General features: G+C 67.8%; 23 protein-coding genes and 2 tRNA genes. 4 read left to right on the forward strand and 21 right to left on the reverse strand.

Features of this window, described 5'->3' with window-relative positions; translation table 11 throughout:
- Window positions 1-5 precede the first annotated feature (5 nt).
- From wecC to J9611_RS04640, 7 genes are all read right to left on the reverse strand, one after another.
- Window positions 6-1280 (reverse strand): UDP-N-acetyl-D-mannosamine dehydrogenase, encoded by a 1275-nt coding sequence (wecC, locus tag J9611_RS04610; RefSeq protein ID WP_211878125.1) that lies wholly within the window; start codon window positions 1278-1280, stop codon window positions 6-8.
- Window positions 1267-3174, reverse strand: a complete 1908-nt coding sequence (locus tag J9611_RS04615; protein ID WP_211878127.1) for a glycosyltransferase family protein — start codon at window positions 3172-3174, stop codon at window positions 1267-1269. Before J9611_RS04615 ends, wecC begins: the two co-directional genes overlap by 14 nt.
- Window positions 3174-4061 (reverse strand): ABC transporter ATP-binding protein, encoded by an 888-nt coding sequence (locus J9611_RS04620; RefSeq protein WP_211878129.1) that lies wholly within the window; start codon window positions 4059-4061, stop codon window positions 3174-3176. The genes J9611_RS04615 and J9611_RS04620 overlap by 1 nt, the downstream gene beginning before the upstream one ends.
- Window positions 4048-4875: an ABC transporter permease gene (locus J9611_RS04625; RefSeq protein WP_211878131.1), complete on the reverse strand. Its 828-nt coding sequence runs from the start codon at window positions 4873-4875 to the stop codon at window positions 4048-4050. The genes J9611_RS04620 and J9611_RS04625 overlap by 14 nt, the downstream gene beginning before the upstream one ends.
- 59 nt (window positions 4876-4934) lie before the next feature.
- Complete coding sequence (locus J9611_RS04630) at window positions 4935-6683, reverse strand: glycosyltransferase family 4 protein (RefSeq protein ID WP_211878133.1); 1749 nt, start codon at window positions 6681-6683, stop codon at window positions 4935-4937.
- 3 nt (window positions 6684-6686) lie between these two features.
- Window positions 6687-7871, reverse strand: a complete 1185-nt coding sequence (locus tag J9611_RS04635) for a glycosyltransferase family 4 protein (protein ID WP_246527379.1) — start codon at window positions 7869-7871, stop codon at window positions 6687-6689.
- A gap of 74 nt (window positions 7872-7945) precedes the next feature.
- Window positions 7946-8530 (reverse strand): hypothetical protein, encoded by a 585-nt coding sequence (locus J9611_RS04640; RefSeq protein WP_211878137.1) that lies wholly within the window; start codon window positions 8528-8530, stop codon window positions 7946-7948.
- A 388-nt stretch (window positions 8531-8918) separates the two neighbouring features.
- On the opposite strand from J9611_RS04640, the gene J9611_RS04645 reads away from it, so the two are divergent.
- Entirely contained in the window at window positions 8919-9380 is a 462-nt protein-coding gene (locus tag J9611_RS04645) for a DUF3515 family protein (RefSeq protein WP_246527382.1), read from the forward strand.
- Window positions 9381-9432: 52 nt separating this feature from the next.
- Here the strand turns inward: J9611_RS04645 and J9611_RS04650 are convergent, their stop codons facing one another.
- From J9611_RS04650 to leuC, 6 genes are all read right to left on the reverse strand, one after another.
- Window positions 9433-10581: a D-alanine--D-alanine ligase family protein gene (locus J9611_RS04650; protein WP_211878141.1), complete on the reverse strand. Its 1149-nt coding sequence runs from the start codon at window positions 10579-10581 to the stop codon at window positions 9433-9435.
- A 2-nt stretch (window positions 10582-10583) separates the two neighbouring features.
- Complete coding sequence (locus tag J9611_RS04655; protein ID WP_211878142.1) at window positions 10584-11636, reverse strand: NAD(P)H-dependent glycerol-3-phosphate dehydrogenase; 1053 nt, start codon at window positions 11634-11636, stop codon at window positions 10584-10586.
- Complete coding sequence (locus tag J9611_RS04660; protein WP_211878144.1) at window positions 11633-12427, reverse strand: lysophospholipid acyltransferase family protein; 795 nt, start codon at window positions 12425-12427, stop codon at window positions 11633-11635. Before J9611_RS04660 ends, J9611_RS04655 begins: the two co-directional genes overlap by 4 nt.
- A gap of 11 nt (window positions 12428-12438) precedes the next feature.
- Window positions 12439-13764 (reverse strand): UDP-N-acetylglucosamine 1-carboxyvinyltransferase, encoded by a 1326-nt coding sequence (gene murA / locus J9611_RS04665; RefSeq protein ID WP_211878146.1) that lies wholly within the window; start codon window positions 13762-13764, stop codon window positions 12439-12441.
- A gap of 158 nt (window positions 13765-13922) precedes the next feature.
- Window positions 13923-14525 (reverse strand): 3-isopropylmalate dehydratase small subunit, encoded by a 603-nt coding sequence (gene leuD / locus J9611_RS04670; protein WP_211878148.1) that lies wholly within the window; start codon window positions 14523-14525, stop codon window positions 13923-13925.
- A 26-nt stretch (window positions 14526-14551) separates the two neighbouring features.
- Window positions 14552-16006: a 3-isopropylmalate dehydratase large subunit gene (gene leuC, locus J9611_RS04675; protein WP_211878150.1), complete on the reverse strand. Its 1455-nt coding sequence runs from the start codon at window positions 16004-16006 to the stop codon at window positions 14552-14554.
- A 124-nt stretch (window positions 16007-16130) separates the two neighbouring features.
- Here leuC and J9611_RS04680 point away from each other — a divergent pair, with 124 nt between their 5' ends.
- On the forward strand, window positions 16131-16850 hold the full coding sequence (locus J9611_RS04680; protein WP_211878152.1) for an IclR family transcriptional regulator: 720 nt from the start codon (window positions 16131-16133) through the stop codon (window positions 16848-16850).
- 18 nt (window positions 16851-16868) lie between these two features.
- Window positions 16869-17405 (forward strand): DUF1697 domain-containing protein, encoded by a 537-nt coding sequence (locus tag J9611_RS04685; protein WP_211878154.1) that lies wholly within the window; start codon window positions 16869-16871, stop codon window positions 17403-17405.
- 45 nt (window positions 17406-17450) lie between these two features.
- Here J9611_RS04685 and J9611_RS04690 read toward each other — a convergent pair whose 3' ends face one another.
- The 7 genes from J9611_RS04690 to J9611_RS04720 all read right to left on the reverse strand — a co-directional run bounded on the left by J9611_RS04690 (window position 17451) and on the right by J9611_RS04720 (window position 24351).
- Complete coding sequence (locus J9611_RS04690) at window positions 17451-19064, reverse strand: GTPase (protein ID WP_211878156.1); 1614 nt, start codon at window positions 19062-19064, stop codon at window positions 17451-17453.
- Window positions 19061-20833 carry a dynamin family protein gene (locus tag J9611_RS04695; RefSeq protein ID WP_211878158.1) on the reverse strand — a complete coding sequence of 591 codons (1773 nt, stop codon included), beginning with the start codon at window positions 20831-20833 and terminating at the stop codon, window positions 19061-19063. Before J9611_RS04695 ends, J9611_RS04690 begins: the two co-directional genes overlap by 4 nt.
- A gap of 141 nt (window positions 20834-20974) precedes the next feature.
- Window positions 20975-21047 (reverse strand) — tRNA-Glu (locus J9611_RS04700).
- 128 nt (window positions 21048-21175) lie between these two features.
- Window positions 21176-21247, reverse strand: a tRNA-Gln gene (locus J9611_RS04705).
- A gap of 135 nt (window positions 21248-21382) precedes the next feature.
- Window positions 21383-22117, reverse strand: a complete 735-nt coding sequence (locus tag J9611_RS04710) for an HAD family hydrolase (protein ID WP_211878224.1) — start codon at window positions 22115-22117, stop codon at window positions 21383-21385.
- A 2-nt stretch (window positions 22118-22119) separates the two neighbouring features.
- Window positions 22120-23655, reverse strand: a complete 1536-nt coding sequence (gltX, locus tag J9611_RS04715; protein ID WP_211878160.1) for a glutamate--tRNA ligase — start codon at window positions 23653-23655, stop codon at window positions 22120-22122.
- Window positions 23656-23739: 84 nt separating this feature from the next.
- On the reverse strand, window positions 23740-24351 hold the full coding sequence (locus J9611_RS04720) for a PadR family transcriptional regulator (protein WP_211878162.1): 612 nt from the start codon (window positions 24349-24351) through the stop codon (window positions 23740-23742).
- 306 nt (window positions 24352-24657) lie between these two features.
- Here J9611_RS04720 and J9611_RS04725 point away from each other — a divergent pair, with 306 nt between their 5' ends.
- On the forward strand, window positions 24658-24846 hold the full coding sequence (locus J9611_RS04725) for a hypothetical protein (RefSeq protein ID WP_211878164.1): 189 nt from the start codon (window positions 24658-24660) through the stop codon (window positions 24844-24846).
- Between the two features lie 182 nt (window positions 24847-25028).
- Here the strand turns inward: J9611_RS04725 and J9611_RS04730 are convergent, their stop codons facing one another.
- Complete coding sequence (locus J9611_RS04730; RefSeq protein ID WP_211878166.1) at window positions 25029-25805, reverse strand: fumarylacetoacetate hydrolase family protein; 777 nt, start codon at window positions 25803-25805, stop codon at window positions 25029-25031.
- Between the last annotated feature and the right edge of the window lie 2 nt (window positions 25806-25807).

Below are 25807 nucleotides of genomic sequence, written 5' to 3' on the forward strand. Positions count from 1 at the left end.
TTTTTTCAGCGCCAGAAGCCGCGGGTATCGACAATCTGTTTGCCCTGGAGGGCGTCCGGTTCAATCTCACGGAACTTGTCGTGATCGACCAACAACACCACCACGCCGGCAGCCTCAACCGCTTTATCCGTCTCGACGAGGCGGATGTTGGGTATCGCGGCCAGTTCCTGCGGCAGATGATCGTTATGCGGTGCCGCCACGAGAATCTCGGCATCCGGGTGCAGAGTGGCCACACGCCGGACGATCTCCACCGCCGGCGACTCGCGGACGTCGTCGATATTGGCCTTGAAGGCCAGGCCAAGGCAGGCAATAACCGGGCGGCTGACGTCGCCCACGGCCTTCCGGACCTGTTCCACGATGTAGCCGGGCTTGCGGTCGTTGACTTCCCGCGCGGTCCGGATCAGGGTGGAATTCTCGGGATCGGCCGCCACGATGAACCATGGGTCCACTGCGATGCAGTGGCCGCCGACTCCGGGACCGGGCTGGAGGATGTTGACGCGGGGGTGGTGGTTAGCCAGGCGGATGAGTTCCCAGACGTCGATGTCCAGCTTGTCGCTGATGAGGGAGAGCTCATTCGCAAACGCGATGTTAACATCGCGGTAGGCGTTCTCCACGAGCTTCGACATCTCCGCCGTGGCAGCGTCCGTCAGGTGGATCTCGCCCTGGCAGAACACCGCGTAGAGCGCCGCGGCTGCCTCGGCAGCCTCGGACGTGAGGCCGCCCACCACGCGGTCGTTCGTTACCAGCTCAATCATGATCCGGCCAGGCAGCACCCGCTCGGGGCAGTGTGCCACCAGGAGCACCGGCTTGCCGTCCTGGCCATCGAGGCTGAGATCGGGGCGCAGTCCCAGAAGCAGCTCGGCGAGCCTGCGCGTGCTGCCGGGGGGCGACGTTGATTCCAGGATCACCAGTTCGCCGCCACTCAACGTGGGGGCGATGGCGCGCGCCGCCGCGGCGATGTAGGACATATCCGCGGACTTGTCTGCCTTGAACGGCGTCGGCACCGCCACGATGTAGGCATCCGCGCTGGGGGTTTCGAGCTGAGCCCGCAGCCGGCCCTGGCTGACCGCGCCCGCGACGTGGATGCTCAAGTCCGGTTCCACAAACGGCACGTCGCCGTTGTTGATGGCGTCCACGGTGCTCGGATTGACGTCGACGCCAATCACCTCGAGTCCGTTGGTGGCCAGGATGGCCGCCGTGGGCAGTCCGATGTAGCCGAGTCCGACGACGGCGACCGTCCTGATCGGGGCCTCCGTCGCCAGAGTGCTAGATGTCAACATGTTCATATAACTTTCCATAGAATTTGAGCTCGCCGGAGGCAAGCAGTTCCGCATCCTCGACCTGCCAGGTGTGCCCATCCACGGTGCGGACCTGGAAGTAGTTGAAGCGGTCAGCCGAGTAGATGATCCGGCCCGCGGCATGGGCGGCCCGGAGAAATCCGGTGTCCTCACCGACCGCGACGTGCTGGAACGGGTGGGCGGTGAAGACCTCCCTGCGGGCCATGATGGTCGGCCCCATCACGAAGTCGGTAAAGCGGTGCTCCCTGGCCGCGAACCGCAGGATCGCGGCATTCGAGGTCTCCAGGTGCATATAGTGCGCCTGCTTCCCCACGACGTCGGCGCCTGAGTAGGACAGCGCATGAAGCTGGTCACTGAGGTAGTGCGGCCCGTAGTGGTCGTCGTCGTCCATCTTGGTCAGGACCTGCCCGCTGGCCGCGGCGGCGCATCTGTTCAGGCACTCCCCCAGCGAGACCTCCCGCGTTGCCTCCAGAAGCACCACGTTCCGGAGCCCGAACTCCTCGGAGAGTTCAGCCAACCGTTCGGTGGAGAGCCGGAAGCCGTGAGTGAGCAGCACCAATTCGGGATCAACGCCGCGCTGTCCGGCCAGTGTGCGGAAGACCCGTTCCAGGTTCTGCGGCCTGATGGTGGGCAGCAGCACCGAGACTGACGGCCGCGTGACGCCCCTGGCACTTCCCGGCACAGCGTGTTGCAGCACCGTCTCTGCCCGGTGGGCATAGGTGTGGGCAGCCCAGATGCTGCGTTGGGCCAGGTGCGCCGTGCGGTCGTTCAGCTCCGGGTTGGAAACCAGGGCCCGGGTCAGGTGCTCGGCTTCCTTGCGGGTGGCGGCCACGGGGACCGCTTCCGGGCTGAAGAACTGTTCCATGGCCTGGCTCGGGGCTGTCACCACAGGTGTTCCGGAGGCTGAGATTTCAAAGATGCGCCGGGCACACATGCTGGGCGAGTCCACGACGGAGTTGACGTTGAGGAAGACCCTGTAGGCCTTGTAGGCGGAAAGCGCCTGCGGATAGCTCAGCGAGCCGACCACTCGTGCGTCCAGCGGCGCCGGGAACTGGTACTCGGCCTTGCCGCCCAACTGGCGCGAGAAGATCTCCAGCCCCGTGTTCATCCTGGCTGACGCATCCAGGGCGCCACCGAGCACGAGGTCCATCTGGGCGCGCCGCTCGGGATACTTGTGGGCAAAGTACATTCCGGCGAAGGCAATATCCCTGCTGTGCCGGCCGTGCCCCGGCCTCACCGGGTTATGGATCGCCGGCTGGGCCGCGAAGGGAAGCACAGCGACGCGCTGATGCCCGAGATCCACTTGGTACTGCGCAATACGGCCGGAATCGGAGGTGAAGACCTGATCGAACAGCTGTGCTGCGGGCAGGAAGTCATCATAGTGGGGCGGATCCTCTTTGTTCCAGAAGACCGTGGGGATGCCCTGCTGCCGGCACCATTGGACCAGCTCGCGGAATTCCGTACTTGGGCCGTGCGGTCCTGCGAGTTTTCCTCGCCACAGTCCGCCGTTTCCGGACCAGGCCGACTCGACAAACAAGAGATCAACGCCGTCGGATTCCAGGTCACTGCGCCAGGTGTGCGGGTGGACCGGGGTGGTGGACCATTCGTAGCCGAAGGCCAGCGCGGAAAAGTCATCAAGGATCACCCCGGCGCGGACGTCCGGCCTGAAAGGCTGCTGCTGCGGCAGGTTCGCCGGCACGAGCGAGAGCCGCCGCTTACGTCCGCGGCCTGCCCATGCCGCCTCCACTCCCTGGACGTTCCGGGGCGCGGCGAAGCCCTGTTCGATCCGCCGGCGTGAGCGCCACGTGTTGAACTGGGCCGGTCCGCCGGTCCGCAGATGCCAGAGCCCGGTACGGAGCTGCTGGAAACCCGCCATCAGCCTCGGCTCCGGCGTGAGGACCGTCCGCGGACCTCGGTGGCCACCAGCCCGGCTTTGGCATCGTCGAGAATCTTTGTGGCTGAAATATTGTTGCCCTTGGAAAGGTGACGGGTGAAGTCCTGATAGGCCCTGATGGCTCCATCCGGGTCCCCATCCATGATGAGGTCGCCCTTGTCCAGCCAGACCGCCCGCGTGCACATGTCCTTGATGGTGTCCAGACTGTGGCTGACGAGGAAGACACAGCCGGCCTGTTCGCGCAGTTCGGCCATGCGCAGCTTGCTGCGGTCCGCAAACTGCGCATCACCGGTATTGAGGGCCTCATCCACCAACAGGATCTCGGGGTCAACGCTGGCCGCGATCGCAAAACGCAGGCGCGATGACATGCCCGAGGAGTAGGACTTCATGGGCAGATGGATGGACTTCTCAAGTCCCGAAAGTTCCACGATGCTGCTGAACTTCGCGTCCACTTCTGCCCTGCTCATCCCCATGGCAAGGCACCCGAGGATCACGTTCTGATCGCCGGAAAGGTCCTGGACCAGGGCTGCATTAACGCCGAGCATGATGGGCGTACTGGAGGCGTACACGGCCCCCGCCGTTGGCTTGGATTGGCCGCAGATGATCTTCATGAGGGTGCTCTTGCCGGATCCGTTCCGGCCGATGATCCCCACTGACTCGCCGCGTTCAACCACCAGGGAGAGCTCGTTCAGGGCGTGGACGGTCACCATGTTGGGCTTCCTGACGGCACGGCGCAGAAAGCGGGGCCCGGCCTGTTCACCATCCACCTCATCTGCCGCAGTGGACGGAACGCGGTAGCGCATCTGGACGCTGTCCACAACCACGCAGGGATGCCCCTCGATGAAGATTTCCTGCTCAGCCGCGTCCATAGGACTCCTCCCCTTTCCAGAAATAGACCAGGCCCACGGCCAGCGCCCCCAGCGCCCAGGCAGCCAGAATGGCCCAGGACTGCCACTGGGGAACCCTGGCATAAAGGACACAGTCCCGGATGATGTCGATCACGTTGAACAAGGGGTTGAGCTTGATGGCGGTGAGCATCTCGGGATTGTTGATGAAGCGGTCATAGGTGTAGAAGATGGCGGAGCAGTACATCCAGGCCCTGGTCGCAAAGGGAAGCAGATGCGTGACGTCGTGGACCCGGGAGATAATGCGGGCAAGAATGAGACCCACTCCAAGGTTGAAAAGTGACTGCAGAAGTATGGCCGGAACGATCAATAGCCACAGCCAGGTGATCTTTTCCGCCGGCGGCAACACGACGACGATCAGCAGCATCGCCAGGAGCAGCGGCACAGCAGACAGCAATTCACGCAGGTTCGCGCCGATCGGGAGCGCCGCGCGCGGGAAGTTGAATGCCTGCACCACGGACTTGTTGCTGCGGATGGAGCGCGCGCCGGAGGTGATGGCACCGGAGCTGAACTGGAAGACGAAGATCCCCACCACAAGGTATCCCACGAAGTTCTCGATGCCGCGGCTCGTCTTCAGCAGCAGCCCGAAAATCAAGTAATAGGTCAAGCCATTGAAGATAGGGTTCAGGATCAGCCAGGCGCTGCCGAGGCGGTCCCGGCGCGTACCGCTTTGAACGCGGGCACGGGCATCGTAAAAAATAAACTGCCGGAAGTCCCAGAGCTGGACAAGATAGTCCAGGAAACTTGGCCGCGAACCGACACGGGTCAGCCGCCGCATATCCACGGAGAGGGGTCGTACGGCCACCGGCTCCGGGTCAATTGCACTATCTGCGGACACTACTGGTTCTCCTCATGTTCATGGTGCAGCCCGGCGTATCGGGTGGCCAGGGCGTTGGCGTTGGCCGCCCAGGTCCTCTCGGCGAGAACTGCAGCCCGCCCAGTTTGCCCCATCGATGCCCTGCGGCTCCCATTGGAGAGCAGCGCCGAGATCGTGCGTGCCAGTTCGTCTGGGGACGCGGCACGGGCCAGAAGCCCGTTGCCGCCGTCGTCTATTATCTCCCGAAGTGCGGGCAGGTCACTTCCAACCACTGGCCGCGCGCTCGCCAGTGCCTCGACCGGCTTGAGGGGCGTCACGGCACGGGTGACCTCCAGGTCCTTGCGCGGGACCACAAACACGTCCAGCGCCTGGTGGTAGAGGGGCGTCTGCTCCCGCGGGACACGCCCGGTGAACACCGCCCTGTCCGCAAGTCCCAGAATCCGGACCTGCTCCTGCAAGGCGGGTCCGGACACACCGTCACCGACGATCAGCAGGCGCAGCTGCGGAAATTCCGGCGCCAGGAGGGCGAAGGCCTTCACCAGGTCATCCAGGCCTTCATACGCCACGAGGCTGCTGACCGTGCCGATGTACTGGCCCGCCTCGGGCAGCCCCAGTTCGCGGCGGGCGCTGGCGGCATCGCCCGGCTCCTCGAGGAAGGCGCCGCCCACCGCGTTCGGCACGATGACGACTTTCTCCTCGGGGATGCCCGCGGCGACAATATTGGCTTTCATGGCCTGCCCCAGCGTCACCACCACGTCGGCGTCCCGCATGACGTCGGCTTCGCGGTCCTGGAACAGCCGGTACTTTTCGCTGTCCCGGGCCCCCGGCCCCCGGGTCGCTGCCCAGGTGTCCGCCAACTGTCCGCGGACCTCATAGACCCAGGGGATCCCCAAGGCCTCGGCCACCGCGCGGACAACCAGTCCGTTGACGAAGTGTGTCGTGGTGTGCAGGACGCTTGGCTTGAACTCCAGCGCCACGCTGAGCAGCTCTTCGGCCTGTTGCTGCAGGCGCGCATCCATCGCCGGGGCCAGCCTGACCGGGAGGAGCCGGCGGTAGCGGACACCATCCACGACGTCGCTTGCCCGCGCCAGGAACTTGCCCACCTGCACCGGGTAGGCCAGCCGGGTGACGGCAAGGACATCCCACCCCGCTTCCTGCTGCGCCACCATGATGGAGTGGGACCGCTGGGCGTAGCCGCTGGCGGTGTGGGGAAGGGAATTGGTCAGCAAATACAGGACCCGGCCGGGAACCGGGGTGAACGGCTGCCGGTCCAGCGAAGGGGCAAAACCTGCGTAGACCGCCGCCTCACCGGCAAGGCGTGCCTGCTGCCGCCGTCCTGCCGGGCCGGAGCCGTCGAGGACGGCGACGGCTCCGGTGAGGTCCCCCTCATGCCAGAGCCTGCGCGCCTGCGCGGCCTTCAGACCGGAAGCACCGCCTGCCGCGGCCAACAAGGTGTCCGAAAGCTCCGGCAGGCCGGCGGCCAGGGCGATATCAGCCAGCCGGCGGGCTTGCTCCCCCTTGGCGCCCCCGCGGACGGCAAGCTCAAGCCGGCGCTTCACATCGGCGTCGTCGCCGTTTCCCAGCGCTGCAAGCAGCACCGGAACCGCCACGGACTTTTTAGGGAATACAGCGCACGCAAGGCGGCCAAGTGGACGGACGACGGCGGGCAGGCGCCGCGTGGTCTGGAGGTACAGCAGGACCGGGTCGTCGGTGAGGTGCTGGCTGATGACGCCCGCGGCGAGCCGGACGTTCTTGAGGAGCTGGATCATCTGCTAGGAACGGGCTTCGGCGAGGAGGTCGGAAATAAGTTCCATGTAGCGGCCGGCCAGGTGTTCATATTCGGCATGCGTCTTGACCCACTGGCGGCCGTCGCCGCTCCGGACAAGGCGGCCCCGGTCTGCGGCAAGTTCACGCCACAGCGCTGCCACCGCCTCGGGGTCGCATGCCACGATGTTTCCGGCGCCGGCGTCGGCGATAATCCGGGCCGCCTCGCCCCGCACGATGGCGGTAACGTGCCGCCCAAGGGCCAACACTTCATAGGTCTTGGACGGAACGGTGGTCTCAAAGGATTTCCAGTCATCGCGCAGGGACACCAGGCAGGTGTCCGCCGACGCGTAGCGTTCCATCATTGCCGCGCCGTGAAGAGGCGCGTGGAAGGTCACCGGCGCCTTTAATTCGCGGGCGAGCTTCTCCAGCGCCGGCCGCTGGGTCCCGTGACCCACCATGTGCAGGTGCATCGAATCGCCCATCAGCGCGCTCGCCCGGATGGCCACGTCCAGCCGCTGGCTCTCGCCGTGGTTGCCCAGGTAGAGAGCTTCAAAAATGGGCTTGTCCAGATCCGGCGCGTCCATGACCGGGATGGCGTCCAGATGGACTCCGTTGCTGATGGTTGCAACATTTCGGACTCCGCGTGCCCGCAGCGTTTCAGCGAATCCTTCAGTCACCGTGACCACAAGATCGGCCCTCTGCTGTACGAAGTCCACCACGAGTTCCACCACGCTCTTGACGCTTCCCTGGATAATCCGGGCGTCGCGGGCGAGGTCAGGCCAGGCGTCCCGCATTTCCACGATCAGCGGCACCCGCCGCAGCCTGGCCAGCAGGTAACCGGCGGCAAGGGACGGAAGGCTGGGGGCGGTGACGATGACGACGTCGGGACGGGGCCCGGCCAGTCCCACCGGGACGGACAGCAGGGCCGAAAAGCATTGGTCGATGAGGCGCCCAGCCCGTGAGTTGCCGTGCCGCAGGTACGGGACCCGGCGGACGAGCTCCGTGAACTGCCCTTTTTGCGTCTGGAAGGGGCGCCCAGCCTTCGACCGCGGCAGGACCCGCCGGCCGAACGGGTAATGCGCCACCGGCGCGATGACGTCCACGTGCCAGCCCGAGCGGGAGAATTCCTTGATCATGGCGGTCCAGCGCCGCTGGGGCGGACTCTGCTCCGGCCAGTAGGAGTGGGTCAAAAGCGAGATCCGCACGGCATCCGGACCGGACCCACCCGTGGCAGGTCCGGCAATGACTTTATCTAGCATATTTGTTACGACTTGCCTGACCGCGCGGCGCTGACTTTTTTCGAACCCAGGAAACGGAAATAGGCGAGGCCGATTCCCAGGAGGATGAGCACCGTCATCACCTGAACGATCAGCGGACTGCCGCTGGCAACGGCTACCGCGGCCTGGACCTGGGACTGCACGATTGCGGGAAGTGCGACAGGCTTCAGGGCAGCCGGTTGGGGCGCCGGTGGCGAGGGCTCAGGGTTGGCCGTTGGCGCGGCCGGCTCCGTTGCCTCGGCGCTGGTCTCTTCAACGCTGGCAGGCTCAGCCGCGGGCGGCTGGACCACCGGCGCTACGGCGGGCGGGGTGACGACGGCCGGAGCCGGGGCCTCCGGGGCCTGCGGCGGGGAGGCGTCGGCGGAGGGCAGCGGATCAACAGCGGGCGCAGGTTCCGGGGTGGGCGCCGCGGTGCCCGGCCCGGCCGGGGTCACCGGCGCGGGATCAGGGCTGACCACCGGAGTGGGATCAGGGCTGACCACCGGAGTGGGATCAGGGCTGACAACCGGGGCCGGGTCTGTCGGGGTCACGGGCACGGGCACGGGCACGGGCACGGGCACGGGCACGGGCACGGGCACAATACTGGCTGTTGCGGGACCGGGAACAACCGGATCCTCGGCATAAGCGGCACCTGTACCGGTGAAGCCCAAAATGAGCAGCAACGCCGCCACTACGGCAGGTGCTGACCTTGATTTACGGCTGCGCGATGTCATCGACAGTCCCTCCCCCAGGTGCAAGATAAATTCGGCTGGCGTGGTCTTGAGGCCCACGCAGACGGCGACGTCGGCAAAGCCCTAGAAATTTATGATCTTCACAGTGTACTCGATGGTTCTGTCCAGCCCATGAATTTATACTCGTTTCCCGTCCGCACCTCCCCGGGCGGCCACCCTCCGCCGGCCGGGATAGGCTTGGAGGATGCACCAGCTCCGCGCCCAGGGTTCCGTCCGTCCGCACCTCCGTATGCTGGCGGCCGCAGCCGCCGCAGGGCTTGTGCTGAGCGGCTGTTCGCCGGTGGTGGACGTCGCGCCCGCGAAGGATGCCGCCAGTGCGGCCTGCGCGCCGATGATGCTGGCCCTGCCCGACGCCATCGGCGAGGCCAGGCTGCGGAAGACGAACAGCCAGGCGACGGCGGCGTGGGGTGATCCCTCCCTCGTGGTCCTGCGCTGCGGCGTCAACGTCCCCGGACCCACCACGGACCGCTGCGTCACCGTGAACGGCGTCGACTGGGTCATCAAGGAGGGCAGCCCGGTGTGGACGCTGACCACGTTCGGGCGCGAGCCGGCCACGGAGATCCTGATGGATCCGGACAAGATCAGTTCGGCCACGGTGCTGGCCGATCTGGCCGTCCCCGCCGCGAAGATCGCCGCGACGCGGAACTGCGTGGGCCAGGAAGACCTGCAGAACCTGCCGACCAGCAAGTAGGGTCTCGACAGGCTCGACCACCGGCACCCGCTCGACCACCGGAGAAAACGCCCTACCGCAGGCCGGTCCTGCGGTGCAGCGCCAGGTGGATGAGCTCGTCGATCAGCTCCGCGTAGCCCATCCCCGAGGCCTTCCACATCTGCGGGTACATGCTCTTCGGCGTGAACCCTGGCATGGTGTTGATCTCGTTGATGATCAGCTCGCCCTCGGGCGTGTAGAAGAAGTCGACCCGGCTCAGCCCCTCGGCGCCGACGGCGTCGAACGCGACGGCGGCCAGTTCGCGGACCCGGGCGATCGCTTCCTCGGGGAGGTCGGCCGGGCAGCTCAGCGCGGCGGCGTCGTCCTCCACGTATTTGGCGTTGAAGTCATAGAACTCGTGCCCGCGGCCGGCCACGGAGATCTCGCCGGGCATGGACGTCCGGGGAGCATCGGTTCCCCGGCCCTCCAGCACGGCGCATTCGATCTCGCGGCCCGTGATGCCGGCCTCGATGACCAGCTTCGGATCGTGCCCGCGGGCCACCTCGATCGCGGCGTCCAGGCCCTCCATGGAGTCGACCTTGGAGATGCCCATGGAGGATCCCGCCCGGGCCGGCTTCACGAACACCGGGAAGCCGAGCCGGTCCACGCGCTTGCGGACCGTCTCGGGATCCTTGCGCCACTGCCGGTCCGTCACCGCGACGTACGGCCCCACACGGAGCCCGGCGGATTCAAAGACCACCTTCATGAAGTGCTTGTCCATGCCGACGGCGGAGGCCAGCACGCCGGCGCCGACGTAGCGGGTGTCGGAGAGCTCCAGGAAGCCCTGGATGGTCCCGTCCTCGCCGAACGGCCCGTGCAGCAGCGGGAAGACGACGTCAACGGACCCCAGTTCCAGCGGGACCTCGTTCGGGGAGGCCACGATCAGCTGGTGTTCGCCGCCGATCTCGGCCAGGGTCACGGTCTGCGCCGAGGATTCCACCTCAGGCAGCGAGGACGCCGCCAGCGACCAGTCCTGGACGTCGCCGGAGGCGAGCACCCACTGGCCGGTCTTGGCGATGCCGATGGGGATCACCTCGTACTTGTCCCTGTCGATCGCCCCGAGCACCCCGGCCGCGGTCACGCAGCTGACGGCGTGTTCGCTCGAGCGGCCGCCGAAGAGCACCGCCACCCGGGGCCTGGACTGGCCTGCGCGGCCCTCTGTGGTCACGTTATTTTCCGACACTCTCAGTAATCGCCTTCAGCTTTCAGGTCCCGGGACAGCAGCAGCGGTCCCAGTTCGTCTACGGACAGTTTTCCGGCCAGCACGGCGACGACGGCGGCGGTGATGGGCATCTCGACGTCGAGTTTTCCGGCGAGTTCGTGCACGGCCTGGGCCGATTTGATCCCTTCGGCGGTCTGCGTCATTTCCGCGGTGACCTGTTCCAGGGTCAGTCCCGTGCCCAGCAGCCGGCCGGCGGTGTGGTTGCGGGACAGCGGCGAGGAGCAGGTCGCCACGAGGTCGCCCAGGCCTGCAAGTCCTGCCATCGTCCGCGCCTCGCCGCCCAGGGCGAGCGTCAGCCGGGAGGTCTCGGCCAGTCCTCGCGTGATGACGGAGGCCTTGGTGTTGTCGCCCATCTTCTTTCCCTCGCAGATGCCGACGGCCAGCGCAATGATGTTCTTGACGATGCCGCCGATTTCGACGCCGACCACGTCGGTGGTGGTGTACGGGCGGAAGTAGGGTGCGGTGCAGCTCCGGGCGACCCGGGCTGCGACCGCAGAATCTGTGCAGGCCACCACGGAGGCGGTGGGTTCTTCCCGGGCGATCTCCATGGCCAGGTTGGGTCCGGAAACCACGGCCACCCGGGTGGCCATGATGCCGAGCTCCTCGCAGATGACTTCGCTCATGCGTGAGTCGGAATGCAGCTCCAGGCCCTTCATGAGGGACACCACGAGGGCGCCGGGCGCCACCAGGTGTTTCCATTCGCGCAGCTGCGGGCGCAGGGTCTGCGCGGGGACGGCCAGGACCACCAGCTCCGCCCCCGCGAGGACCTCTGCGACGTCGGTCGAGGCGGTGATGGCGGGCGGGAGGGCAATGTCCTTGAGGTACTGCTCGTTCCGGTGCAGCGTGTTGATCTGGTCCACGACTTCCCGGCGCCGGCCCCAGAGGCGGATGTTGCCGTCGGCTCCGGAAGCGGCGGCCGCGTCGGCGAGGATCTTCGCAAAAGTGGTCCCCCAGGAGCCTGCCCCGAGGACGGCTACGGTGGTTGCAGAGGGTCCACGGGTTAGGTTGATGGTCATTCGCTAAAGTCCCCAGTATTTTCTCGTGTAGTGCCGGTACGGCCGTCAGTTTCCCCGCGCGCGACGAACCGGCCATGCTTTGCCTGCTTGTGCGCCGAGGGGTCCCAGCGCAGCGCCGGCGGCTCTTCGCCGCGCAGGGTGGCGAGCAGCCCGGTGATGGCGTCCATGATGACGTTGGTGGCCTCGGTGAGGGTCGCCTTGTCCAGCGGACGGCCGGAAAAGGCGCTGAGGTCCACGGGGGGACCCACAAGAACGCGGGAGGTCTTGCGCGGGAGGATGTGTAGCCGCTTGGCGTAGCGGGGAAAGACCTCATGGGCTCCCCAGTGGGCCATGGGAACGAGGGGGATGCCGCCCTCCAGCGCCATCCGGGCGGCACCGGTGTGGCCCTTCATCGGCCACAGCTCCGGGTCCCGCGTGAGCGTCCCCTCGGGGTAGATGACGATGGCGCCGCCCTCGTCCACCACTTCCCGGGCGAGCTGCAGCGAGCGGTGGGCCCCCGCCGTCGAGCGTTCCACCGGGATCTGTTTGACCGCGCGCAGCACCGCCCCGACCAGCGGCACCTTGAACAGGCCGGCCTTGGCCAGGAAGTGCGGCATCCGCTTCTGGTTGTAGAGCAGGTGCCCCACCACCAGCGGGTCGATCTCGGTGCAGTGGTTGGGAACGGCGATGAAGCCGCCGGCCGGGAGGTTTTCGAGGCCTTCCCACTTCTTGTTCATCAGCAGGTTCATGACGGGCCGGACGATCCCGGCGACAACGACAAAGGTGATGTGGCTCTTCGCCGATTCCTTCACTTCAGTCCCAGCTACTTGGCCGACGTGATGTCGAAATCGGCGCCCAGGCCCGCGAGTTTCTCCGTGAAGCGCTCGTAGCCGCGGTTGATGATGTCGATTCCGGTGACCCGTGACGTGCCGGTGGCGGCGAGGGCCGCGATCAGGTGGCTGAAGCCGCCGCGGAGGTCGGGCACGTCGATATCGGTGCCCTTGAGCTGGGACGGCCCGGAAATCACGGCGGAGTGCAGGAAGTTGCGCTGGCCGAAGCGGCACGGCACGCTGCCGAGGCATTCGCGGTGGACCTGGATGTTGGCGCCCATCCGGATCAGGGCCTCGGTGAAGCCGAAGCGGTTCTCGTAGACGGTTTCGTGGACGATGGAGACGCCCTCGGCCTGGGTCAGGGCGACGATCAGGGGCTGCTGCCAGTCCGTCATGAAGCCGGGGTGGACGTCCGTTTCGAGGACCAGCGGGTTGAGCTTGCCGCCGCGGTGGTAGAAGCGGATGCCGTCGTCGCCGATGTCCATTCCGCCGCCGACCTTGCGGTAGGTGTTCAGGAACGTCATCATGTCGCGCTGGGTGGCGCCCTCCACGAAGATGTCGCCCCGCGTGACGAGCGCGGCGGAGGCCCAGGATGCCGATTCGTTGCGGTCGGAGAGGGCTCGGTGGTTGTAGCCGCCGAGGTCCCGGACGCCTTCGATCCTGATGGTGCGGTCCGTCTGGACGCTGATGATCGCGCCCATTTTCTGCAGCACGGCAATGAGGTCGACGATTTCGGGCTCGGTCGCCGCGCCGGAGAGCTCGGTGATGCCTTCGGCCCGCGTGGCGCTGAGCAGCACCTGCTCCGTGGCGCCGACGGACGGATACGGCAGGGCGATCTTGGCGCCGTGGAGTCCGTTGGGCGCCGAAATGTGGATGCCGCCGGGGCGCTTTTCCACCACGGCACCGAACTGGCGCAGGACGTTGAGGTGGTAGTCGATGGGGCGGTCGCCGATCTTGCAGCCGCCCAGGTCCGGGATGAAGGCCTCGCCGAGGGCATGGATCAACGGTCCGCACAGCAGGATCGGGATGCGTGAATCGCCGGCGTGGGCGTCGATGGCCGTGCTGGAGGCCGTTCTGGCGCCCTTCGGGTCCAGCGTGAGGTCCCCGGTGACGGGGTCCTTCTCGACGGTGACACCGTGGATCTGGAGCAGGCTGGTGACAACCTCGACGTCCTTGATTTCGGGGACGTTGCGCAGCACGGAGGGCTCGTTGCCCAGCAGGGCGGCAACCATCGCCTTGGGGACGAGATTCTTGGCCCCGCGGACGGTGACGCGGCCAGTCAGCGGGACGCCTCCGCGGATTGTCAGAACACTACTCATTTACCGGTTTCCTCACGACTACTCGCCCCCAAATCCCTACAAAGGCTCCAGCTAAGCATAGGAGCTTGCGTTACCGATCTGAAATACGGGCCGCTCCGGCAGAGATCGAGGGGCGCCGGGAAAGGAGCTGGACGGGGGTGGGCCAGGACATGGTTGGGTCAGGACAGCTTGGCCGGCAGCGTCAACGGCTTGAATACGGGCCGGGTGGCCTCGAAGGCGGTGATGTCTTCCTCGTGCTTGAGCGTCAGCCCGATGTCGTCGAGGCCTTCCAGCAGGCGCCAGCGGGTGTAGTCGTCGATCTCGAACGGCGCCACGAGGTTGCCGCACTGGACCGTCTTGGAGACGAGGTCCACCGTGACCGGGGTGCCCGGGGCGTTTTCCAGCTCCTTCCAGATGAGTTCGATGTCATCCTGGGCCAGCTCGGCGGCCAGCAGCCCCTGCTTGCCGGAGTTGCCGCGGAAGATGTCCGCGAAGCGCGAGGACAGCACTGTCTTGAAGCCGTAGTCCTTCAGCGCCCAGACGGCGTGCTCCCGGGACGAGCCGGTGCCGAAGTCCGGGCCAGCCACGAGCACGGAGCCGGCGCTGAACGGCTCCTGGTTCAGGATGAACGCCGGATCCTTGCGCCAGGCCGCGAACAGGGCATCCTCGAAGCCCGTGCGGGTGATGCGCTTGAGGTAGACGGCGGGGATGATCTGGTCGGTGTCGACGTTGCTCTGGCGCAGCGGCACGCCGATTCCGGTGTGGGTGGTGAACTTTTCCATGGCGGATCCTTCTAGGCTGTGTGGAGTTACGCTGCGTCGATGCGGAAGGCGGCGGAGTCCTGAGCGGGCTCCAGGTCGGACGGCGAGCTCAGGGTGCCGCGCACCGCCGTCGCCGCTGCCACGACAGGGGAGACCAGGTGGGTGCGGCCGCCCTTGCCCTGGCGTCCCTCGAAGTTGCGGTTGGAGGTGGAGGCGCAGCGCTCCCCCGGTTCCAGCTGGTCCGGGTTCATGCCCAGGCACATGGAGCAGCCGGCGAAGCGCCATTCGGCGCCGAAGTCCGTGAAGACCTTGTCCAGCCCTTCGGCCTCGGCCTCGAGGCGGACCCGGGCCGAGCCGGGGACGACGAGCATCCGGACGTTCGGGTCCTTCTGGCGCCCCCGGATGATGTCCGCGGCGGCCCGGAGGTCCTCCATCCGGGAGTTGGTGCAGGAGCCCAGGAACACCGTATCCACGCGGATTTCCTTCATCGGCGTCCCGGCCGCCAGGCCCATGTAGGAGAGTGCCCGCTCAGCGGCGGCCTTGGCGTTCTCGTCGCCGAAGTCTTCGGGCGAGGGGACCTTGGAGGACAGCGATACGCCCTGGCCGGGGTTGGTGCCCCAGGTCACGAAGGGTTCCAGCGTGTCGGCGTCGAGGTCCACCTCGACGTCGAACGTGGCGTCCTCGTCGGTGAGCAGGGTGTTCCAGTATTCGACGGCGGCGTCCCACTCGGCGCCCTGGGGCGCATGCGGGCGGCCGTACATGTAGTCGTAGGTCGTCTGGTCCGGGGCGACCATGCCGGCGCGGGCGCCGGCCTCGATGGACATGTTGCAGATGGTCATCCGGGCTTCCATGGACAGTGCCCGGATGGCGGAGCCGCGGTATTCCAGGACGTAGCCCTGGCCTCCGCCGGTGCCGATCTTGGCGATGACGGCCAGGATGATGTCCTTGGCGGAAACGCCGGGGCGCAGCGTGCCCTCGACGTTGATGGCCATGGTCTTGAACGGTTTCAGGGACAGCGTCTGGGTGGCCATGACGTGCTCCACCTCGGAGGTGCCGATGCCCATGGCCAGGGCTCCGAAGGCGCCGTGCGTGGAGGTGTGCGAATCGCCGCAGACCACGGTCATGCCGGGCTGCGTGAGGCCCAACTGCGGACCGACCACGTGGACGATCCCCTGTTCGGCGTCGCCGAGGGAGTGCAGCCGGACGCCGAACTCCTGGCAGTTGTTGCGCAGGGTCTGGATCTGGGTCCGGCTGGTGAGATCGGCGATGGGCTTGTCGATGTCCAGCGTGGGGGTGTTGTGGTCCTCGGTGGCGATGGTGAGGTCCGGGCGGCGCAGCTGCCGGCCGGCGAGGCGCAGGCCCTCGAAGGCCTGCGGGGAGGTCACCTCGTGCACCAGGTGCAGGTCGATGTAGAGAAGGTCCGGCTGGGCGTTGGCTCCCTCGCCGTCGCCCTTGCGCACCACGTGCGCGTCCCAGACTTTCTCGGCCAATGTCTTTGCCATGGCCATCTCCCTTCACTGCTGTTTTTGTTCATGCGGGCTTGTTGTTTCCACTGAATCAGCACTCGCATTGAATGCGCCAGCGAAATGATTTGCATCTCAGATATTGAGACGGCAATATCATTACATGGACAATTCTAGTGGAGTCGGCGTCATCGATAAAGCGGCCCATGTGCTTGACGCACTTGAGGCCGGCCCCACCACCCTGGCGCAGCTTGTTGCCGCCACGGGGCTGGCGCGGCCCACCGTGCACCGGCTTGCCCTGGCGCTGGTCCACCACCGGCTGGTCAGCCGGGACATCCAGGGCCGGTTCGTGCTCGGCAGCCGCCTTGTGGAGCTGGCCTCCGCCGCCGGCGAGGACCGGCTGATCGCCTCCGCGGGCCCCGTGCTGATGCAGTTGCGTGACGCCACCGGCGAGAGCGCCCAGATCTTCCGCCGCCAGGGCGACTGGCGGGTCTGCGTCGCCTCCGCCGAACGTCCCATCGGCCTGCGCGACACCATTCCCGTCGGCACCCAGCTGTCCATGAAGGCCGGCTCCGCAGCCCAGGTGCTGCTCGCCTGGGAGGACCACGACCGCCTCCTGGAGGGGCTGCAGTCCGCCCGCTTCACGCCCACCGTCCTGGCCGGAGTCCGACGCCGGGGCTGGGGCCAGAGCCTGGGCGAACGCGAGCCGGGCGTCGCCTCCGTTTCGGCCCCCGTCCGCGGCCCGTCCGGCCGGGTGATCGCCGCCGTGTCGATTTCCGGTCCGATCGAGCGGCTGACCCGCCAGCCCGGGCGGCTGCACGCCGAGGTGGTCTGCAACGCCGCCCGCGTCCTGACCGAAGCGCTGCGCAAGACCAGCGACTGATACAGCTAGGCTGTGCCCATGAACAGCTATGCGGTGTTCCTGCGCGGCATCAACGTGGGCGGCATCAACATCAAGATGGCCGATCTCAGGGAAGCCTTGAAGTCCCGGCCGTTTTCCGGCGTGAAGACCCTGCTGGCCAGCGGCAACGTCGTGCTCGCCAGCGGACTTGATCCGGCCGGCGTGAAGGCCGAATTCGAGGCCTGCCTCCGGGAGGCCTTCGGCTACGACGCCTGGGTGGTGGTGCTGGCCGCAGCCCGCGTGGCCGAACTCGTGGCAGCCTGCCCCTACCCCGCGGACGACGCCACCACCCACACGTATCTCACCCTCGCCTCTGACCCGGACGTGCTCGCCGAACTCTACGAAGCCGGACGTGCCCTGGACGGAACGGAGCTGGCCCGCCTGGGCCCGGAGGCCATGGCCTGGCTCGCGCCCGCCGGCGGAACCCTCGACAGCCCGTTCAGCAAACTCTCCTCGAAGCCGAAGTACAAGGCGGCCACCACCACGCGGAACCTGCGCACCATGATCAAGGTCCGCGACGCCGCAGCGTTGCTGTAAGCCGGCCTCGTTGTAGGCAGGCGTCGTTGTAGGCAGGCCTGGCCCCTACCGCGCCGCCGCCACGGCCTTGTTGAAGGACGCGAGCCGCCCGACCTCCCGTTCCACCGGCTCCACGACGAACTTCTCGGCCACGGCGCCGACGGCGGACTTCAGCCGTTTCCGGGCCGCCGCACCACGCGCCCGGGCGGAGGCGCCCGCGATGGCTTTCGCCGCGACGGCAAGGATGACGCCCAGCAGCACTCCCCCGCCGATCATCACCGTCGGTACCGGCCAGCCCTGCACCCGCGGCACCTCGGGGACGGGCAGCTGCAGGTAGCCCAGCCCGGCCAGCACGCCGAGCCATCCGAATCCGCCCAGGACGGCCAGGAGCGCCAGCCACTGGATGACGTTGAACACTGTCCACCACCAGGACGGTCTGCCGGCTTTCAGCTCAGCGGAGGCAACAGCCTGGTCCAGCGCGTCGGGGAGCCCGTCCCGGCCTTCCCGGGCAGCGCCGCGGATGACGGCGCGCCAGGGGCCGGGGGCGCCGTCGGACGCGGCGTCCGCAAACTCGCGGACCGCGGCATCCGTCCGCGCGCGTTCGGGCGCCCCTGCCGGCGGCAGCGAGGTCCGGTTCAGCTCCGGACAGGTGCCTTCCCGGCGCAGGTGCAGCCGGCGCAGCGGATCCGGGCGGAACCGGACCAGCCAGCGGGTCACCGGCCAGCCGGTGCGGCGCGTGGCTTCCTGCCGGTAGGAGCGGACCACGGCGTCGACGACGAGCGGGACGTTGGCGGCCACGGCCAGCTGCTCCGCCAGCCTGGATTTGCTCGCAGCCCTGGCGCCTGCCGCCTCCCCTGTTCCGGAGGCGGCGGCGAGGTTGGCGGCGGCCCGGGCGACGTCCGCGGCGAGCCGCTGGGAGATGGCCTGCCGTTGCATCGCCGTCTGGCGGATGGCGTCACGGACCTTCGCCACCCCGGTTCCCGCCACGGCGGAGGCGCCGAGGACCTGCACCGTGCCCAGGCCGTCCCGCGCCAGGATGCCCTTGAGCGATTCCAGCACCGGACGGACATCATTGGCGGGCAGCCTGTCGAGCTGGTTCAGCACCACCAGCGTGACGGCCCCGTGGGAGGCCAGGGGCGTCAGGAAATCATTGTGCACCGCCGCGTCGGCGTACTTCTGCGGATCCAGCACCCAGACGAGCACGTCCACGAGCCCCACCAACCGCTGCACAATCTCCCGGTGGGCTGCCTGCGTGGAGTCGAAGTCCGGCAGGTCCAGCAGGATCAGGCCGGTGCCCTCGTCGGCGAACCCGGGGACCGGGGCGGCGTGGTGGCGGTTCGGGACCTCAAGCCAGTCCAGCAGCTCCCCGCTGCCGTCGGCACCCCAGACACCGGCAAGGGGTTCGGAGGTCGTCGGGCGCCGGACGGCCGCCGTCGCGATTTCCGCCCCGCTGACGGCGTTGAACAGCGATGAATTGCCGCTGCCCGTGGCGCCAAAGAAGCCCACCACGGTGTGGCCTGCCGAGAGGGAGCGCCGGGAGCTGGCACGGTCCAGCACCTGGAGCGCCTCGTCCAGGGTCTCCTGGGGCAGGACGCCGGCGGCCAGGTTCCGCGCCTCGTCGAGGGCCTCGAGCCGGCGCTGCAGGGCTGGGGCTTCCCGGACCGCTCCGTGGCGGCTCACGCGGACACCGCCAGCCGGCGCAGCGCCGCGGCGTGCGCCGCCAGCACGGCGGGCGGTACGCCCCCGGAGAGGTCGAGCCGGGCCAGGAAACGCTGCTGCTCGGCCGCCAGCAGGCCCTGGCAGCGGGCGTGCAGGTCATCCCGGGCGGTCCTGGCCAGGCGGCGCACGGCGTCGTCGCCGAACACCGCTTCCAGGAGCCGCTGGCCCACGACGGCGGTCCCGCCGGCGACGCCGATCTCCAGCCCGGTCAGTCCGGCGGTCATCGAGAACACCACGATCATGAGGGCGGCGCCCAGGCCGTTGATGCCGAAGGACAGCCAGCGGGCCTGGGTGCGCCTGTCCTGGCCATCGGTCCGGATCAGTTCCATCAGGCTCCCCTGCCAGGCCCGGATTTCCTCGGCCACCTTGTCGCCGAAGCCCGCGCCGGTCCCGGAAAGGTCGTCGCCGCCCAGCAGCTGGCGGCCGGCCGGATCGGAACGCCACCGCTGGTCGGTTCGTTCCGCGGCGTTGGCGGCTTCATCGATGATCACGGCCTGCAGCCCGGTTTCGATCGCGGTTTCCACCCGGACCGCGGGCGTCGGCTCGCCCCGGAAGAACGCGCCCACACGGTCCCGGAGGCGTCCGATGTTCTGTTCCATCGCCCGGAAGAACTCGCCGGTGCCGACGAAGTCCTGCCAGCGGGCCAGGACCTCGCCACGCAGGAGCGCCCCGTCCCGGGTGGCCTCCAGGATCCTGGCCACGGCGTCCTGGTAGGCGTCGCGGGCCTCCTGGGCGAGGACCCCGGCCTCGCGTTCCTGGGCCTCGGCGGCCTGCGCCACCGTCTCGACCCGGCTGACCAGCGCCCTGACAGTGCCGTTCAGGGTACGGCGGGCAATGTCCGCCCGGCCGGCGGCATCCGCGGCGAGGTCAGCGAGCCAGGACCGCAGCGGCTCCACGGCGGCTGGCGGCAGCATCCCCATCGCGTCCAGCGCGGTTTCCGGCACCACGAACAGGCGCGCTCCGCCCAGCCCCTCACGGCCCAGCATGGCCTGCAGGTCCGCGCTGACTTCTTCTTCGGCCGCCGGGGGGACACGGTCCAGCACCACGGCCACGGTGATGTCGCGGGACGCGGCGTCCAGCAGCAGGCGCCACGGCACGGCGTCGGCGTAGCGGTTGGCGGTGGTGACAAAGATCCACAGGTCCGCGGCCGCCAGCAGCTGGCCGGCCAGCCTGCGGTTGTCCTCGGCGACGGAGTCGACGTCGGGGGCGTCCAGCACCGCGATCCCGGCGGGCACCGCGGCGTCGGCGAGCAGCACGAGCGAGGAGACGGCCCCGGCCCCGGGGGCCGGTCCGGCCTGGTTGGCGGGCAGCGGATCACGGGCCGCGGTGCCGCGGATCCGGCTCAGGCCCGGCAGCACCCGCCGGTCCTCGAACCAGGCCGCGTCGTCGGGGTGGTGCAGCATGAGGGGCTGGCGGGTGGTGGGACGGATGGCCCCGGCGCGGGTGACGGCGTGCCCCGCCAGGGCGTTGACGAGCGTGGATTTTCCGGCGCCGGTGGAGCCGCCCACCACGGCGAGCAGGGGCGCGTCGAGGCTGCGGAAGCGGGGCAGGATGTAGTCATCGAGCTGGGCGAGGGCGTTGCGGATGTCCCGCCGGGCGGCGTCCGCGCCGGGGAGGGCGAGCGGGAGGGAGCTTGCCGCGAGGTCGCGGTGGACTTCTTCGAGCAGTTCGACGGCGGCGCTGGACCGCGCTGCCGTCGGCTGCTTCCCGGGGGTTTCGTTGGCGCTCACAGCATCATCATGCCAGTTGGGGGCTACCAGGGGGCCGGCCGGGGCTCTCCGCGGCAAGGAGCCGGTTCCGGTGGACTCTCCGGGGAACTTTCCGGGGTGCGAAAAACGGCCCCGGGCTGATGCCCGGGACCGTTTCAGCTGTGACCCCAGCGGGATTCGAACCCGCGTTACCGCCGTGAGAGGGCAGCGTACTAGGCCGCTATACGATGGGGCCGTGTACTTTCCAGGACGGCATCTCTGCCGTCCAGCCAAGTGATTGTTTCATACACTCAGCAAGCGTTTCAAATCGGACCAGCCGATTCAAAACCCCTGATCAGCCGCGGAGTTCCGCGGATTTCAGAGCTGGGATACCAGGACTCGAACCTAGAATGACGGTACCAGAAACCGTAGTGTTGCCAATTACACCATATCCCAATGGAACTTTCGGGCCGGATTCCCGGGTCAAAACCCGCGCTCCCGGCGCCTCAGCACGAGTAATTACTTTACCCGACAGTTCTGCCGCGCACAAATCGAGCGCCGTTAGCTCCATCACAGCAGGTGCGGCTGCCGTCAGGCCAGCAGCTCCAGCAGGGAGCCGACCTCTCGTCCGAGGAAGCCCGGGGCCGGCTCCCCGCCGCGGTTCAGCCAGACGCCCAGCAGGCCGGCCGCCGTCGAGCCTTCAGCGTCCAGCAGGCGGTTGTCCCCGATGTACAGCGTTTCGCCGGCGCCGGTACCCAGGCGCCGGACGCCCTCCAGGTAAATGGCCGGATCCGGCTTCGGGACGCCGACGGTGTCGGTGCCCACCAGGACGCTGATGCGTGCCAGCCCGGCGGCGTCCAGTTTCACGCGCTGGTAGTCGTGGACATTGTTGCTCACGGCCCCGTACGGGATGCCGGCGGCATCCAGGGCATCGAGCAGCGGCGTGACGTCGTCGAAGGCCCGGATGTAGCTGTGCTGGAGGCTCGCGTAGGAGCTGACCCAGTGCTGCGCCGGCTCGCCCGGCTCCAGCTCCACGCCGAAGTGCCTCAGCGCGGCCCCGCCGCGGAGCAGGCGTTGCTCGTTGAAGCTCAGCTCGCCGGCCAGGTACCGGTCGTAGAAGTGGGTGGTCTCGTGGGTGAAGATCCGTCCGAACTTCTCCCACCCGGCCTGGTCCAGGCCGGGCAGGAGGTGCTCGCTGACGTCGCGCAGCGCCGTCGTCATGGCGAACTCGAGGTCCACCAGGGTGTCATCGATGTCGAAGAGGACACCGCGGACGGCGCCGAGGCCGGTGGCCAGGACGCCGTCCGCGGCCTCGGGTGCGGTCATCATCAGCCGCGGAACGCCCGCAGCCGGGCCAGGGACGAGTCCATGCCCAGGATGACCATTGATTCGAACAGCGGCGGGGAGATCCGGCGGCCGGACACGGCCGTGCGGACCGGGCCGAAGGCCAGCCGCGGCTTGACCCCGAGCCCCTCCACGAGGGCTTCCTTCAGGGCGGCCTGGATGTTTTCGGCGCTCCAGTCTTCCAGGGGCTCAAGCGCCGCCAGGGCCGCGTCGAGGACCTCGGCCAGGTTCTCCGGGAGACCCTTGCGGGCGTCATCGGCGACGTCGATCGCGCCGTCGTCCTTGAACAGGAAGGCGAGCAGTTCGGGGGCCTCGCCCAGCAGCGCGATGCGCTCCTGGATCAGCGGTGCCGCCTCCCCGAGGATCTCCTGCTGGCGGGCGGTGAGGGTGTCCCCCACGAGGCCCGCGGCCTGCAGGTATGGCACCAGCCGGGCGCGGAAGTCGTCCGGCTGGAGCATCCGGATGTGCGTGCCGTTGATGGCCTCGGCCTTCTTGATGTCGAAGCGGGCCGGGTTTGCCAGCACATCCTTGACGTCGAAGTGCTCGATCAGCTGCTCCACGGTGAAGATGTCCTCGTCCGCGGACAGGCTCCAGCCGAGCAGGGAGAGGTAGTTGAGCAGGCCCTCGGGGATGAAGCCGCGGTCCCGGAGCAGGAACAGGTTGGACTGCGGGTCCCGCTTGGAGAGCTTCTTGTTGCCCTCGCCCATGACGTAGGGCAGGTGCCCGAAGACCGGCATGTAGCTGGCGACGCCGATCTCGATGAGCGCGCGGATCAGCACGACCTGCCGGGGGGTGGAGGAGAGCAGGTCCTCGCCGCGGAGCACGTGGGTGATGCCCATCAGGGCGTCGTCGACGGGGTTGACCAGGGTGTACAGCGGGGATCCGTCCGCCCGGACAATGACGTAGTCCGGGATGCTGCCGGGCTTGAAGGTGATCTCGCCGCGGACCAGGTCGGTGAAGGTGACATCCTCATCCGGCATCCGCACGCGGAGCACGGGCCGGCGGCCCTCGGCCTTGAACGCCGCCAGCTGCTCCTCGGAGAGTTCGCGGTCGAAGTTGTCATAGCCGAGCTTGGGGTCGCGGCCGGCCGCGCGGTGGCGTGCCTCGACCTCCTCCGGCGAGGAGTAGCACTCGTAGGCGTAACCGGCGTCGATCAGCTTGGCGACGACGTCCTTATAGAGGTCCAGGCGCTGCGACTGGCGGTACGGCTCGTGCGGGCCGCCGACTTCCACGCCTTCCTCCCAGCTGATGCCGAGCCATTTGAGGGCCTCGAGCAGCTGCTGGTAGCTCTCCTCTGAATCGCGCGCCGCGTCCGTGTCCTCGATCCGGAACACGAAGGTGCCCTTGGTGTGCCGGGCGTGCGCCCAGTTGAAAAGGGCGGTGCGGATCAGGCCGACGTGCGGGGTGCCGGTGGGCGACGGGCAGAACCGGACACGGACAGGGGTCTCGGCGGTGACCGCGGACAGCGCGGAGCCGGGGGCTTCGCTGGGGGCGGTGTGGGGCGCGGAAGGAGTAGTCATAGTGACTCCAACTTTACCGCCTGCCCGGACGCGAACTCCGAACACCGTTCCGCCGGGGAGCCCGGCAGCCGGCGGCTCATGAATCTAGTCGGCGAGGATGTGGTACAGCGCGCGGCGCGTTTCGTCGATTTTTTCCATGGCGGCCTTGCGTTGTTCATCGGTTGCCGAGAAACGGAACTGGTGGATGACTCCCATCAGCTTTCCCACGCTCTGGTGGAACGCGGGCCCGGAGCCCTGGGGATCGGTGTTCCACGCGTTGTCCAGTTCCTCGGCGTGGTCGGTGACGTACGCCCTTCCGGCATCGGTGAGTGTGAACTCGGTGCGCCGGCCATCGCCGACCGGTGTGATGAGTTCTTCATCGACGAGCTGCTGCAGCGTCGGGTAAACGGAGCCCGGGCTTGGCCGCCAGGCTCCGGACGTTTTCTCCGCGATCGTCTTGATCAGCCCGTAGCCGTTGGATGGCGATTCGGCCAGGAGGGAGAGAATTGCCGAGCGGACATCGCCCTTGCTGGCCCGGCGTGATCCGCCGGGCCCAAAGCCCGGCCCAAAACCCGGGCCGAATCCGCGGCCCGGTCCGAACCCGCCGCCCGGCCCGAACCCGCCGTGTCCATGGGGTCCGCGGCGGCTCCGGCCGCGTTCGAAGCGTTCCCTTTCCGGTCCGAGTCCGGTGAATTTGTTGTCGTGAATGCCTTTCATAGGGGCATCGTCCTTCCACTACAGTTGAGATTTTCTGATACTCACCGATCATTCGGCGATACCTAAAGATATATCGGTAAGTATCGCCGGTCAAGAGTGGATTTGATGACGATTAGACGCGGAGTGCAATCGGATACGGGGGACGACTGGGTGGGGCGCAGGGGCCGGACCATCCCGGCTTGTATGCCGGTGACGGTGCAGCCGCATGGCCGGGCAACGGCGGTCCCCTGCGGCGTCCGCGGACCCCGCCGACCCCCGCGGATAATCCGCGGCAAGTCCGGCCCGTCATGGATCGTCTCGCAGGAAGTGGCCCTCAAGGACGTGCCGGACGCCTACGACAAGTTCGACAATCGCGTGGACGGCTACTCCAAGGTGCTGCTGAAACCCTGGCGCCGCATCTCCAACGAAGGCATCGCCTGCCCCAGACGGGACATCCGTTCACGCGACCATGCATTAAATCCGCACAGGCGGGGCGCTGGCGGGCATTTTCATTAGTTAGCCGGGAGTTCAGATCCGGGCGGCGGGGTGGCCGGGCTCAAGGACATGCCCCATGCCGGGGCCGGCGGATGGGCATATTCCGGTTATGTCCGGTCGCGGGCGCGACGAATGGGCATGTCCTCCCGGCGCGACGAGATCTTGGCCCCGCTAGTCCCCCGACGAACCAACGAAAATGCCCGCTACCGGCGCACCACCGGGTTGGAGAGCCGGCCGATGCCCTCGATCTCCACCTCGTAGCGGTCCCCCGCCTGGACGAGGCCGACGCCCGCAGGGGTGCCGGTCATGATGACGTCGCCGGGCAGCAGGGTGAAAGCCTGCGAGACGAGGGACACGAGTTCGCGGACGCCGCGGATCATCTGGCTGGTGCTGCCGTCCTGGCGCAGTTCGCCGTTGAGCCGGCCCTGGATCCGCAGGTCCTCGGTGTCGAGTTCGGTCTCGATCCACGGCCCCAGCGGCGCCGAGGTGTCAAAGCCCTTGGCCCGGGCCCACTGCAGGTCCGTCTTCTGGACGTCGCGGGCCGTGAGGTCGTTGCCGCAGGTGTAGCCGAAGACGACGTCGTCGACCCGCTCCTCGGGCACGTCCTTGCAGATCCGGCCGATGACCACGCACAGTTCGGCCTCGAAGGACACTTCCTCGGAGAACTCCGGCAGGATGATCGGATCGTTGGGGCCGATCACGGACGTGTTCGGCTTCAGGAAGAGCAGCGGCTGCTGCGGGACCTCGTTGCCGAGTTCCTCGGCGTGCTCCACGAAGTTGCGGCCGACGCCGATGACCTTGCTGCGGGGAATGATCGGTGCCAGGAGGCGGACGTCCTCCAGCTTGTGCGTCTCGGCCGTCCGCTCCACGCCGTGGAAGAAGGGGTCGCCCTTGATGACGGTGACTTCCTCGCTGCCGGGGTCACCGTCAACAATGCCGTAGAGGGGATCAGAATCGACTACAAACCGGGCGATGCGCATGG

This window comes from Pseudarthrobacter albicanus, from assembly GCF_018224015.1.
Lineage (GTDB): Bacteria > Actinomycetota > Actinomycetes > Actinomycetales > Micrococcaceae > Arthrobacter > Arthrobacter albicanus.